Raw genomic sequence first — 13,764 nt, 5'->3', positions numbered from 1 at the left:
TTAATAATCAAAACGAAAATAAGTGAATCTTTGTTTGCCCAATAAAGTAGCTAGATTTCTTTTTGCTTTTTTAACATAGAAAGACGATAATTAATTACATTTAATAAAGCAGTAATATGAGAAGTCAACATTTGCTAATCATTAAAATGATGCTGTTAACCTGCCTATTATTTATTTCCAGCCGGTTATTTGCACAAAACGAATTAAGTCCGAGGCAAACCTATCCTGATTTATTTGAGAAAGTTCAAATGGCAAGAATTTATCCAGACAGTAAATCTTTTGCAGACGCCATTCCGAAAAAGAGTCCATCAGAAATCATGAAGGCATATAATGACTTAAAAAGCAAGCCAAATTATGATTTGAAAGCTTTTGTAAATGAATACTTTACTATGCCGGAAAGTCATCATGCGGCCTATCAATCTGATATCGGCGCAGGTATAAAAAAACACCTGGATACCTTGTGGACGGTTTTAAAAAGAAATCCTGATACGGCTTCAATCTATCAAACATCACTCCTACCACTACCGAAACCCTACATTGTTCCTGGTGGGCGGTTCAGGGAAATTTATTATTGGGATTCCTATTTTACCATGCTTGGATTGCAAAAGGCCGGCAAAACAGAAACCATAAAAGATATGGTTGATAATTTCGCTTTCCTTATCAATAAGTATGGTTTTATCCCAAATGGAAACCGCACATACTACCTAACACGTTCGCAGCCACCGTTTTTTGCAGCCATGGTGCAGTTGCTTGCCCAGCACCATAAGGATGTTAAACTTGCAGATTATAAGGATGTTCTTGAAAAAGAATATCAGTTCTGGATGAAAGGGGTCAGCCAATTAGGTAATGGCAAAGCCATAAACCATGTGGTAAAGCTTCCTGACGGCACCATCTTAAACAGATACTATGATGCCGGCGATCAGCCCCGCGAAGAATCGTACAGAGAAGATTTTGAAGCGGCTAAATTAACCAAACAGGCTCCGTCCACATTTCTCAGAAATGTACGCGCTGCGGCAGAATCGGGTTGGGATTTTAGCAGCAGATGGTTTGCCGATGGTAAAAGTTATAATCAGATTATGACTATAGATCTGCTTCCGGTTGATTTAAACACTTTATTGTACAATCTTGAAATGACTATTGCCACAGCAAACAACGAAGCTGGCAACAAAACAAAAGCTATTTTATTTACCCAAAAAGCAAGGTTACGTAAAACAGCCATCCTGAAATATTTCTGGAACAAAAAACAGGGCTTTTTTACAGATTATAATTGGAAAAACCGATCATCTTCTAATCAGCTCACGCTTGCAGCAGCATTTCCGCTGTATTTTAAACTGGCAACACCGGTACAGGCCAAAGCTGTGGAAGAAAAACTGGCAAGAAACTTTCTTAAAACTGGCGGTTTAATTACGACATTAACCACTACAAAAGAGCAATGGGATGCACCAAATGCATGGGCACCATTGCAATACATTAGCATTGTGGGATTGCGCAATTATGGATACAATAAACTGGCCGATACGATTAGTACCAGGTGGATAAACCTTAATATTTCGGTATTTAAAGAAACCGGGAAAATGATGGAAAAATATAATGTGGTACAACCGAACAGTAAAGGTGGCGGCGGAGAATATCCACTACAGGACGGATTTGGCTGGACAAACGGCGTACTATTAAAGTTGATGGAAAAATAAAGTTACAGGTTTCTTTGTAATCCTTCACAAAAAAGTAGAGGCTGAACCAAAAACAGATATGAAATATGCTAATGGTTACAGCCTCTATTATTGAATATCAAATTAATACCCAGGATTTTGTATCAGATTGGGGTTACCCAATTGGTTATCTGGAATAGGAAAAAGCAGGTATTTAGCTTCGCTTGCTGGTTTTTCCTGCCATGCAGCTAGAAATTTTCCGAAACGGATTAAATCTTGCCTTCTAAAACTTTCCCAATATAGTTCACGGCCACGTTCATCCAGCAGGATATCCAATGTTAGGCTTGGTAAAATTGAAGCACCCCTTACCGCTCTGATCGAATTTACAATGGTTAAAGCAGCTGCCGATTGCGAGGTTCTTAATTGGGCCTCGGCTTTCATCAACAGTACATCTGCATAACGGAAATAAACCCAGTCGTTATCCGGTTTTTTAGATCCAGCGTTGGCATAATCAATCGGATATTTAATCACACGGATACCTGCCACTTCCAAATGGTTAGGATCTCTTTCGATAATGCTTACCTCTGGAGTAAAAGCCAATGGGTTACCTTTACGGTCTTTTAAGGCTACACCGTTCTGGTTTACCTGTTGCCCAACCAAAAAGCCAACCCTTACGCCGGCAACATTGGTTTGTCCGGCATAAGATCCTCCTCTTCTTAAATCAGTAGCCTCAAATTTTGCATAAAAGTTTGATAAAGTTGAAAAACCGTTATAACCGCTTGGATCTTGGTTATAGTGTGTGGTACATTTCCATTGACCATCTAAATCGCTCCCACTTACGCCGCCTAAATTTTGTGCAGTAAAAATATTTTCGGTAGAAAGCTTATCATTTGTTGGCGCAAAATTGTCGAAATAATTTGGCGTAAGCACATAACCGCCGGCGGCAATTTCATCAGCTAACGAAATTACCTTCGCCATATCAGCAGCATCAAAAGTTGGCGTGCTCCGGTTTAAGAAAGCACCTTTGTTAAGATAAATTTTCATTAAAAGTGTTCTCGCCGCATCTTTATTCGCAACATTTGCAGGTCCAACCGGTAAATCGGGGATAATCGCATTTAATTCGCTGATCAAATAAGCAATTTCATCAGCAGCATTCCGAACACGCGATGGTTTGGTAACACCTTCTCCCGGATCCCGGTACGGAACCTGCCCCCAGCCATCTAAAACTGAAAACTGGGCAAATGCACGTAAGAAACGTGCCTGTGCAGCCTGAACAGCATTTGGACTGGCATTTAAAACACTGGTCGCTACATAAGAAATGCTGTTTAAATCCCTGAATACATCCGAAATCCGGGTATGATCAGGTGACCATTTATGCAGATGCAATGCTCTCCAGGCACCGTTATCGTCCCAATCACCTGCACGTGTAGGCACTATAATTTCATCTGACGTTACTTCCTGCAGTGCAGCCCAATTCCAAGGTGCCTGGTAAGGACCGATCATTGCGGTATAAGTAGCCCCCAATACTCCTGCAACATTATTTGATGATACCCCGCCACTACCAACCTGGCCATTCAGGTTTTCATCCAGCTTGGTACAACCAGAAAAACTTAAGGCCGCTACAGCGATAGTGAAAATATATTTATTTTTCATGTGATTATAGTTAAAAGATTAAAGAGAAAAATTAACACCAAAATTGAAGGTTCTTGCCGTTGGGTAAGCCGTATAATCTATACCTGCAGATGGAACCCCGCTTACACTTTTATTTACATTTACCTCTGGATCAAACCCTGTATATTTTGTAATTACGAAAAGGTTTTGTCCATTAACATAAACATTAAGCGACTTGATCGATTTACCAATATTGCCAATATTATAGTTGAGCGTAGCGTTGGCTAATTTTACGTAGTCTCCTTTTTCGATATACCTTGATGAGGCAGCGATTGGATTGGCGAGCGATTCCTGTATTGGCGAGTTGATCAAAGCGGCAGAAATATTGCGCTGGGCACCCAGGTTAGATATGGCCAGTACTGAGTTTGCAGTGTTGTTATAAATATCCTGACCAAACGCACCATTAAAATTGGCTGTTAAAGAGAACTTCTTATACCTTAAATTTGTACTTAAACCTAAAATTACTTTCGGATTGGGATTACCTACATAATAAGCGGTAAAACCATCGTCGGTATATTTAGAAAATCCACTGGCATCTAAACCATTATATTGACGGGTAACCATGGCAAAAAGTGGAAGTCCATTTTGGATCACCTCGGTGGTTACGCCGCTTAATCCCTGCCCGTTTAACGAGCCTGTTTTAATAATGCCATTAATATTCTGTACCTTATTATTGATAAAAGTTGCATTACCGCCTAAAGACCACGAAAAATTATCCTGATCGATAATTATACCATTTAAGGTCAGTTCAAGCCCTTTATTGATGATCTGGCCCGGTAAATTTACCCAGGTAGGCACATTGCCTCCAACTGCAGGAGAGAATGCAATCTGTGGAAACAACAGGTCTTTTGTTGTTTTATTGAAATAATCAATCGATCCGGTCAATCTGTTTTTAAACAAGCCGAAATCGATACCCACATTGGCCTGTTTGTCTGACTGCCATTTTAAATCGGCATTTTCATTGTTGATCGGTGTTAAAATAGGTGAACCGTTCGCATTTCCAAAATCGTAACGAAGCTGTGCAGAACCTGAAGGAAAATCCTGGTTACCGGTTTTACCATAACCAACACGTAATTTAAGTAGATCCAGCCATTGGATATCAGACATGAAATTTTCTTTTCTAACATCCCAGGCGGCGGCAAAAGATGGAAAATAACCATAACGGTTTGATTTACCGAATTTGGTAGAACCATCGGCCCTAAATGTAGCGGTTAAGATATACCGATTATCGTAATTAAAAATTGCCCTTGCAAAATACGATTGCAATTGTGTTGTAGGATTGTTGAAGGTAGAAAATGTACGGTTGGCCGGGGCCGTAGTTTGAAAAGCATCAGTATAATCGGCAGCTATATCGCCAAAACCAGTTGCCGTATTGGTTACGCCTTTATTGACGAAGTTGGAATATTCGTAACCTAAAATGGCATTTAAGTTTAGTTTGCTTACAATTTCCTTATTAAAATTTAAGGTATTGGTAAACTGCTGCGTAATCAGCTCGTTATTAGCGTAGCTGGCATAACCGCCCAGAAAAGTTCCTGATGGCTGAATACCCTGCAGATTTAAGCTACTCCTGGTAGAGGCCCTTCTGATACCCGTGCTATAGTTTACACTGGCCAGCATGCGGTACTCCAACCATGGGGTAATTTTGTAATATGGCGAAATACTCCCCAAAATGGTTGATACTTTCGATTTATCGCTATTTGCAGCTAAAGCAGCCAAAGGATTGATCGTAGTTGAGCCATAATCTATAAATAAACTTCCATCGGGATTATAAAAAGATTGGGTAGGGTTCCAGGATAGTGCCTGCGAAATCAAACTTCCTGTAAAACCCGCATCGGTGGTAATCGGCGCTACGCTTTCAAGGTATTGATTACTGATCATGTTCACATCCAAACCCAGCTTTTTGCTTTCGAGGAATTTGAAATTACCGTTAAAGCCTGCACTGTATTTTTTAAAATCGGTTGTTTTGATAATCCCCTGCTGGTCTTGATAACCCAGCGAGGCGCGGAAAGTATTGCCGTTGGTGCCACCACTAATGCCAACCGAATAATTTTGATTATAGGCAGTTCTGGTAATGGCCTCCAATGCATCAACACTGGTGCCAAAATCACCTGTGCTAAGGTTGTATTTCGATAATGCCGCACGGTACTCATCGCCCGTTAACACATCTACTTTTCTGGCGATATTGCTAATTCCTGCCGAGGCGCTTACATCAATTTTGGTTTCTCCTGATTTTCCTCTTTTGGTGGTAATCAAAACCACACCGTAAGCGGCACGCGAGCCATAAATTGCCGTGGCAGATGCATCTTTTAATATCTCCATTGATTCGATATCTGCTGGATTGATAAAGTTTAAAGGATTACCATCTGGCGCTGTTCCGATACCTGCACTGGTTGAAGGCCTTGCCGATCGTCCATCAAGTGCCACTCCATCCACTACATAAAGAGGCTGGCCGGTTCCGGTAATGGCTGAGTTACCCCTGATGCGCACAGTAGATGCACCACCTGGCTGACCACTGTTATTAATCATTTGTACACCTGCAACCTTACCCTGTATGAGCTGATCGGGGGCGTTTAACGGGCCCTTGTTAAAATCTTTAGCTGATACTGTTGTTGCAGCACCGGTCAAATCATTTTTTCTTACCGATGCATAGCCAACAACCACAACCGCCTCTAAATTATTCAGCGAACTTAAAGTAATGTTTAGCAGCGTCTGATTATTGATGTTGACCGTTTGCGATTCATAGCCCACAAAACTCACTGTTAGCCGAGATGTTCCCGTGGGAGCGGTAATTTGGTATTTACCCTCAACATCGCTTTGGGTTTTGGTATTAGTACCCGTTACCTGTATAGTTGCGCCTGCCAAGGGTGTTTTATCGCTATCATATATTATACCTTTTACAGTAATTTGAGCAAATACTGCTGTGCTAAATAAGAGCATCAGGAGATTTAAGCCTATAAATTTCTTTAATGAATACAATTTCTGTTTCAGAGACAAAACAGTGTAATTGCCTGGTAAAGTAATGTTCATAATGGATTTAATAATTGGTTAGAAAATAGGGCATTTAACGATTTAGGAAATTCGGATTTAAGGTGGGTTGTATTTCATAGCTTCTATTTTAGTTTTGGATTAGTTGATTATCTTTAAGCTCTGCGGCTAAGAAAACTCAAAATCATTGGGATCGTTCCCGACGTTTATGATGTCAAAATTATGGAGCATTTTTAATTCATATTTATCCTGCGATAAACATATTTTTAGCACATCCAGATCGCATAGATCGTTTCTTTTAATTTGAAAGTTGTTGGTTAAAGGCTGCAAATAGCCAATAATGAGAGAAAACAGTTGAGATAAAATGATAAACATTTGTACTTGTCTCATAATTTTCGGTACAATAAATCGAGTCCCGAGAATAGAGAACCCTGAGCTATTGTAATTTAGTTTAGTATCTAGTTAATGTAATGGTTAAGTGTCTTCGCTAAGCCATTAAGACTACAAATCTTATCCATTTTATAATATGAATATAGCTTATAAATTATATAAAACCATAAAAAGGATCATTATTTATTTCAAAAACGTACTGTAAGTGAGTTGCATGCGATGATGAGCCAATGATAAAGTAGGCTTGCCCAGCTTGTAAATGAACAACACAACGTACATTTAACGCAAAAAAAGCTATACACCAGCATTATTAATTGACGAATTTAAATTTGATCGCCATTGCTACGAATACACGGAATTGCAACAACGTTGATGTAAATAATGAACCCCAAAAGTTTAATAACTTTTGGGGTTCATTTTAAAAATATAGTTGCTAAAAATTATCTTGCCGAAGGGCCCTTCATCTGGTAATCTTTAGGTGGTTCTGCTCCTAAAAGGTGTTGAACAAAGTAATCCCAGCGGCGGCGCATCATGTAAGGCGAGTAGGTACCGTAACCATGTGCACTGTTTGGAAAAATAACCAGGTCGAAAGATTTATTTGCTTTTTCTAAAGCCTCTACAACTAAAAGTGTATTGTAAGGTGGTACATTATCATCCATCATACCGTGTACCAACATCAATTTTCCTTTTAGGTTTTTAGCATAATTCTGATTAGCCTGCGCTTCATAATCCGAATTTTCTACCAAACCATTGTAACGCTCGCCCCAATCGTCCTCGTAATTTCTATTATCATGATTACCGGATTCGGAAATACCTACTTTAAAGAAATCCGGGTAACGGAACATCGCCGCAGCAGTAGCAAAACCTCCGCCTGAATGCCCCCAGATACCTACTTTTGTCGTATCAATGGGATACTTTAACGAAAGCTGTCTGATGGCTGCAATCTGATCTGGCAAGGTATTCTCGGACATATTACCATAACTCATATCATGGAAACTTTTAGAACGGCCTGGATTACTGGTTCCTTCTATTACTACCACAATAAAGCCCAGCTCGGCCAAAGCCTGATGATCGCCACGCGAAGCAACGAAAGCCCAGCTGCCCATGCTACCGCCTTGTGGACCAGGATAAATATAATCGATAACCGGATATTTTTGACTGGCATCCATTTTTGTTGGTGTAAAAACCAGACCATAAATATCAGTTTTACCATCTTTGGCTTTCACCGAAACCGGATTTGGTGCTTTCCACCCCGTAGCAGTTAACCTGGAAACATCTGTTTTTTCTAACGTATTGATCAGTTTACCACTGATGTTTCTTAAAACAGTAACTGTAGGAACATCAGGCTGCGAGTAACTATCTACAAAATATTCAAAAGATGGCGAAAATACAACCTGATGATTACCGGCTTCCGGCGTTAAAAGGGTTAAATTCTTCCCATCGAAACCAATTTTATATAGATAACTGAAATAAGGATTACCTTTTTCTCGGCCATTGGCCAAGAAATAAAGCATACGTGCTTTTTCATCAACCTTAATTAGACGGGTAACTACAAAATCGCCTTTAGTAATTTGATTTTTCAATTTTCCGTTAGCCGAATCATATAAATACAGATGTCCCCAGTTATCCCTTTCCGAATACCAGATAATTTCCTTTGAAGCAGGGAGATAACGCCAGTTGATGGCACGCTGACCAGATTCGAACTGTGTTTTTACCGTTTCTTCGAAAACTTCGCGAACGGCACCTGTTGTGGTATTGGCTATGCGGAATTTTTCATTTTTGTGATCGCGGGAAGTTGACACAAATGCCACTTCTGTACCATCAGCTTTCCAATCAATATCATCAAAAGTGCCACTACTCGAAATATCATCACTTAAGGTTGCACGATGTGGATCTGCAGGAATGTTCAACGCAACCATTTTCGCGTTTTCAACATCAATCACCACCCTTCTAATTGTTGCAATCTGTTTATCGCCAGGCAAAGGATATTTCCAGGCTTTTAATGTTGGTGCCCCAACATTCGTGGTTACCAGATACATATCTTTCGAATTCCGCTGATCTTGCTGAAAAGTGGCTATCTTTTTCGAATCAGGCGACCAACTCAGAATTGGCGCATCACTATGTTTCCAACCGGCATTATCGGTTGCATACCCATAATCCTTAATGCCATCAGTAGTTAACTGGGTTAATTTTCCGGTGGCTACATCTTTAACAAAAAGATTATAATCTTTAATTAATATTGTCTTTTTCCCATCAGGCGATAACACTTCATCCGAGCTAAGTCCGCGATGTGAAGCGGTTAAACTGCCTTTGTAATCGGCAGTTAAAGTTTTCGTTTTCTTTACCGGATCTACCAAAAAAGTCTGTTCAGTGCCATTTACTTTAGTGCTGTACCAAAATTTATCTCCATCGAGCCAGTTTGGTTGTGCACTGGCATGATCGATGTACTTTGCAGTATTGTAACTCATCAAACTTTCTGCCCTTTCGTAATCTTTAACGGTTAAAGTTTTCTGTTGAGCATTCGCTGTAATGGCCAAAGTACAGGCTGTTACAGTAAACCAATATTTATTCATCATGTTAGCTAATCTTGCGATAAAAATAAGACTGTTTTGGCAAATGATTGGTATTAATCGTGATACAAAATGCTAGGTTTTAACCTCCAGCCTTATAATGAGAAGCGAAAAGATATTTAAATTGAACAATCTTTTTGAACTATATTATCAAAGCATAATATGTCTACAGCATTGGCGCTAGTCTTAAAACTTACAAACTTTACAACGATAAAAATCATTCCTTGATTTGCTTACAAACTTCAGGGATTTGCATACATCAGTGCAATTTGGCTTGCTGATCTTTGGATTATGGAAATAAAACAAATGGCATTGGGCAATCAGGGTTTGGTTGTACCAATGATCGGATTAGGCTGTATGGGTATGACGGGCTTTGAAGAAGGACATATGTATGGTCCCGCGGATGAGCAGGAAGCTATCGCGACAATTCATCGTTCGCTTGAGCTGGGCGGTAATTTCTTGGACACTGCCGATTTGTACGGACCGTTTAAAAACGAACAACTCATTGCGAAGGCCATCAGTGGTAAACGTGATCAGTATATTCTGGCCACCAAGTTTGGCTGGGAAATAGACGACAATAATAAAGTAACCTGGGCCATTAATGGTAAAAAGGATTATGTAAAGAAATCTTTAGAGCGTTCGTTAAAGAACCTCAATACCGATTATATCGATCTGTATTACCTGCACCGCCTGGATAAAAATACGCCCATTGAGGAAACAGTTGAGGCCATGGCAGAGCTGGTTAAGGAAGGTAAAATAGGCTATATCGGTCTGTCAGAAGTATCGTCTGAAACGGTTAGTCGGGCACATGCCGTGCATCCGGTTACCGCTGTACAAAGCGAATATTCTTTATTTGAACGGACAGTAGAAGAGCGTGGGGTATTATCCACATTAAACGAGTTGGGCATTGGCTTTGTGGCATACTCGCCATTGGGCCGTGGGTTTTTATCGGGGCAGATTAAAAGTATCGACGACCTGCCGGAGAACGACTTCCGCAGAGCGATTCCACGTTTCCAGGGCGAAATGTTTAATAAGAATATTGAATTGGTTAAAGCGATCGAAACCATGGCCGAAGCAAAAAACGTAACTTCTTCGCAGCTGGCTTTAGCCTGGATCATGAGCAAAGGAATTTTGCCGATTCCGGGCACAAAACGCAGAAAATACCTGGAACAAAACATAGCATCAACCAACATGGAGTTGACGAGGGAGGATCTTTCACAACTGGAAAGCATCGTACCATTAGGTACAGATACCGGCGCTCCGTATGATGAGTTTAGTATGGGTTTAATTGATTAAATTTGTTTATGAACGCCATTAACTCGATATCAGAATTTCACCGTTTACTGTCGCTGCCAGAACCCCGCCACCCGTTGGTGAGCGTGATCAACCTGGCAAAAAGTATTTTCCTGGAAGATGAAATCTGGAAAGGCTTCGTTAACCGATTTTATTGCGTAGCGCTTAAACGCGAAGCCAAAGGTAAAATCAGGTACGGGCAGCAACATTATGATTACGACAAAGGCGTATTGAGTTTTACCGCACCCAACCAGGTGCAACAACTAGACCTGCAAAATATGGAATGCGGGTCTGGTTATCTCCTGATCTTTCACCCAGACTTCCTTTTACAACATCCTCTGGCAAATAGCATCCATCAATACGGTTTTTTCGATTACGCGGTTAATGAAGCATTACACCTATCGGCAGAGGAAGAGGATGATCTGATCTCGATCCTCCATAAAATTGATAAAGAGTGCCAGCATATCGATAAACATACCCAGGAAATCATTCTCACACAGATTGAGAGCCTTCTAAAATATTCCAACCGTTTTTACGAGCGGCAGTTTTTGACCCGCAAGAATAATAATTTAGCCCTCTTAACCAGGTTTGAGCAATTGATAGATGATTACTTTAACAGCGACGTAAACGGTTTACTTACGGTACAATATATTGCCGGGCAGATGAACCTGTCGCCAAACTACCTGAGTGACCTACTTCGGATTCATACCGGGCAAAACACAAAGCAGCACATTCATGAAAAGCTGATTGCAAAAGCAAAAGAAAAACTTTCCACCACTAATCTTTCCGTCAGCGAGATCGCCTATGCCCTTGGCTTTGAACATGCGCAATCATTCAGTACACTTTTCAAAAAGAAAACAAGTTTATCGCCGCTGGAATTTCGTCAGGCTTTTAACTGATGAAGGGGGAGAAACAGAATTTCGTTCTTTTGTGACTGTTTAGGTTTAGCAGCAAACTGATGATGAAGTTTTAAAATGCATTAGTTGATCCCTTTAATGCATAATGTTTAGGGTTCATGCCAATATGCGCTTTGAATATTCTTGAAAAATGGCTAAGGTTTGTAAAACCCATACGGTAACCAACAGCTGATACAGATAGCTTTTCAGCGCTCAACAAAAGGGCCGCTTCCTGCATTCTGAACTGCTGATAATAACTAAAAATGCTGTCGCCAAAAATTTGCCTGAATAAACGTTTCAATTTAGTTGGGCTCATATGAGCAACAAATGCGAGTTCTTTAATCACTGGCGGTGTTTCCAAATGTTCAAGTATCTGCTGTTTTACGCGGTAAATGGCTTGTATATCATGATTGTTTAAAGCCTGTAATTGCTTTTCATCGCGGTTTTCCAGTTTCATCAATAGTCTGCAAATAAGTTCTTCGGCTTTTACCCTTAAAAAGAAAAGTTTAAAAGCCTCATTAGTTGGTTCAGATGTAATTTCATCTACAATTTTTTGTAAAGAAGGATACATGATCTGTTCGAACAAAAGGGGACGTTTATTTTGCAAAAGGCCTTTCAAAACTGATGATTCTTGTGAGCCAGTAAACAAACCATTTAGATAATTTGCATCAACTTCTATAGTAATGGTAGCCGTATTGGTATGGATCGCGATAACATCATCTGTATTAATACGACTGGTTCCTATTAACACCGAGGGTATTGTATGCTTAAGCATTGACGAAGTTTCTGCTCTGGAGAATATGTTTTGAAACTTGAAAAATATCATCCTTTTCGTAGTATTGAGATCAGGATTTTGAACAATTACATCTTCATTAAGCTCATAGTTACTAATAAGCATACGGATGTGTTCATTAAAAACAAATCCAATACAATATCCGCTACCGTACTGTGATGGTATTTCTAATCTTCTATTTATTAGTTGTGTTCCCAATAGGCGAGCTAATCTTACCAGCACATTGGGAACGGTTTGATCTGCTGTTTCCATAAAGTCTTTTACGACTGTTTTTATGTCTAAGGTAGATATTTTATGCTAAAGTGACTGTTAATTTTGTATCATCAATTAAGACAATGATACTAAAAGGAAAAAAAGCAGCTATTATCGGTGCAGGACCAGTTGGCCTGACCATGGCGATATTATTACAACAAAAAGGAATTGATGTAACTGTTTACGAAAGAGACAAAGATCCACAAGCCAGGATTTGGGGCGGTACGCTCGATTTGCACAAAGATTCAGGACAGGAAGTGATGAAAAAAGCTGGTTTACTGGCAAATTATTACGCCATAGCAAAGCCCATGGGGATGATGATGACTGATGAAAAAGGAAAAATATTATTCACCAAACAGATCACATCTGAAAATCAACACGATAATCCTGAAATAAACAGAAATGACCTCAGAAAAGTATTGCTAAACACTTTGAAACAGGGTACCGTAATCTGGGACAGCAAATGTAAAGAACCCGAAGTTTGTGATGGAAAGTGGCATTTGCGATTTGAAAATGAAACGTTGGCAACTGCCGACTTTATTATCGTGGCCAATGGTGGAATGTCTAAAATAAGAACCTATGTTACGGATACAGTTGCTGAAAATACCGGAACATTTATCATACAAGGAGATGTACCTCAACCTGAAATAAATTGTCCCGAATTTTTCCAACTATGCAATGGCAACAGATTAATGGCTGCCTACCAAGGCAATTTATTGGTTGCAAACCCAAATAATAATGGTGTATTAACCTATGGTGTGATTTTTAAAACGCCAGAAAATTGGGGTGATGATCATAATGGGTTAGACCTTCAGAATCAGAAGAGTATCCGAACGTTTCTTTTAGACAGATTTATAGATTGGAACGAACATTACAAACCATTATTCCGTTCAACCTCCTCTTTTTGGGGACTGCCGACGAGAAAATTATCACTGCAGAAACCCTGGAAAAAAGACCGCCCCCTACCGATTACGCTTATCGGAGATGCAGCGCATTTAATGCCGCCATTTGCAGGTCAGGGTGTAAATACCGGGCTAATGGATGCACTAATTTTAGCTGGTAATTTAACTGATGGAAAATTTGAAACCTTAGAAGATGCTATAAATGACTATGAAGAACAAATGTTCATTTATGCCAACGAAGCACAACTTGCATCAGTGAGGAACGAAATGGAAATGCATCAGCCAAATTTCACTTTCGAAAAGTTTATCTACTAAGCTTCGGTACCCCACCTTCACCAAAGGCACTGTCGAATACGATTATGA

Annotated in this window: 8 protein-coding genes; 4 read left to right on the top strand and 4 right to left on the bottom strand. The window is 39.9% G+C overall.

Annotated elements, in window-relative coordinates:
* Positions 1-116 precede the first annotated feature (116 nt).
* On the top strand, positions 117-1,691 hold the full coding sequence (gene treF / locus BLR60_RS06950; protein WP_090498171.1) for an alpha,alpha-trehalase TreF: 1,575 nt from the start codon (positions 117-119) through the stop codon (positions 1,689-1,691).
* Positions 1,692-1,793: 102 nt separating this feature from the next.
* On the opposite strand, the gene BLR60_RS06945 is transcribed toward treF, so the two are convergent.
* The 3 genes from BLR60_RS06945 to BLR60_RS06930 form a co-directional block, all read right to left on the bottom strand.
* Positions 1,794-3,302 (bottom strand): RagB/SusD family nutrient uptake outer membrane protein, encoded by a 1,509-nt coding sequence (locus BLR60_RS06945; protein WP_090498169.1) that lies wholly within the window; start codon positions 3,300-3,302, stop codon positions 1,794-1,796.
* A gap of 18 nt (positions 3,303-3,320) precedes the next feature.
* The gene (locus BLR60_RS06940) at positions 3,321-6,347 is read right to left on the bottom strand and encodes a SusC/RagA family TonB-linked outer membrane protein (protein WP_244155606.1); all 3,027 of its coding nucleotides are present in this window, start codon (positions 6,345-6,347) and stop codon (positions 3,321-3,323) included.
* 788 nt (positions 6,348-7,135) lie between these two features.
* On the bottom strand, positions 7,136-9,271 hold the full coding sequence (locus BLR60_RS06930; protein ID WP_244155605.1) for a S9 family peptidase: 2,136 nt from the start codon (positions 9,269-9,271) through the stop codon (positions 7,136-7,138).
* Between the two features lie 285 nt (positions 9,272-9,556).
* Between BLR60_RS06930 and BLR60_RS06925 the strand changes: the two genes are divergently transcribed.
* Complete coding sequence (locus BLR60_RS06925) at positions 9,557-10,561, top strand: aldo/keto reductase (RefSeq protein ID WP_090498163.1); 1,005 nt, start codon at positions 9,557-9,559, stop codon at positions 10,559-10,561.
* Between the two features lie 8 nt (positions 10,562-10,569).
* Entirely contained in the window at positions 10,570-11,457 is an 888-nt protein-coding gene (locus BLR60_RS06920) for a helix-turn-helix domain-containing protein (RefSeq protein WP_090498161.1), read from the top strand.
* Between the two features lie 70 nt (positions 11,458-11,527).
* Here the strand turns inward: BLR60_RS06920 and BLR60_RS06915 are convergent, their stop codons facing one another.
* Positions 11,528-12,499 carry a helix-turn-helix transcriptional regulator gene (locus tag BLR60_RS06915; protein WP_090498160.1) on the bottom strand — a complete coding sequence of 324 codons (972 nt, stop codon included), beginning with the start codon at positions 12,497-12,499 and terminating at the stop codon, positions 11,528-11,530.
* 50 nt (positions 12,500-12,549) lie between these two features.
* Between BLR60_RS06915 and BLR60_RS06910 the strand changes: the two genes are divergently transcribed.
* The gene (locus BLR60_RS06910; protein WP_394333561.1) at positions 12,550-13,716 is read left to right on the top strand and encodes an FAD-dependent oxidoreductase; all 1,167 of its coding nucleotides are present in this window, start codon (positions 12,550-12,552) and stop codon (positions 13,714-13,716) included.
* The last annotated feature ends 48 nt before the right edge of the window (positions 13,717-13,764 follow it).

This window comes from Pedobacter terrae, assembly GCF_900100705.1.
GTDB lineage: Bacteria > Bacteroidota > Bacteroidia > Sphingobacteriales > Sphingobacteriaceae > Pedobacter > Pedobacter terrae.
The sequence above is the reverse complement of the archived record's forward strand: the minus strand, read 5'-3'. Positions and strand labels throughout refer to the sequence as shown.

What these genes read in the sequence shown, in the direction of transcription:
- treF (WP_090498171.1), top strand. Translation starts at nt 117, where the DNA reads ATGAGAAGTCAACATTTGCTAATCATTAAAATGATGCTGTTAACCTGC.
- BLR60_RS06945 (WP_090498169.1), bottom strand. Translation starts at nt 3,302, where the DNA reads ATGAAAAATAAATATATTTTCACTATCGCTGTAGCGGCCTTAAGTTTT.
- BLR60_RS06940 (WP_244155606.1), bottom strand. Translation starts at nt 6,347, where the DNA reads ATGAACATTACTTTACCAGGCAATTACACTGTTTTGTCTCTGAAACAG.
- BLR60_RS06930 (WP_244155605.1), bottom strand. Translation starts at nt 9,271, where the DNA reads ATGATGAATAAATATTGGTTTACTGTAACAGCCTGTACTTTGGCCATT.
- BLR60_RS06925 (WP_090498163.1), top strand. Translation starts at nt 9,557, where the DNA reads ATGGAAATAAAACAAATGGCATTGGGCAATCAGGGTTTGGTTGTACCA.
- BLR60_RS06920 (WP_090498161.1), top strand. Translation starts at nt 10,570, where the DNA reads ATGAACGCCATTAACTCGATATCAGAATTTCACCGTTTACTGTCGCTG.
- BLR60_RS06915 (WP_090498160.1), bottom strand. Translation starts at nt 12,499, where the DNA reads ATGGAAACAGCAGATCAAACCGTTCCCAATGTGCTGGTAAGATTAGCT.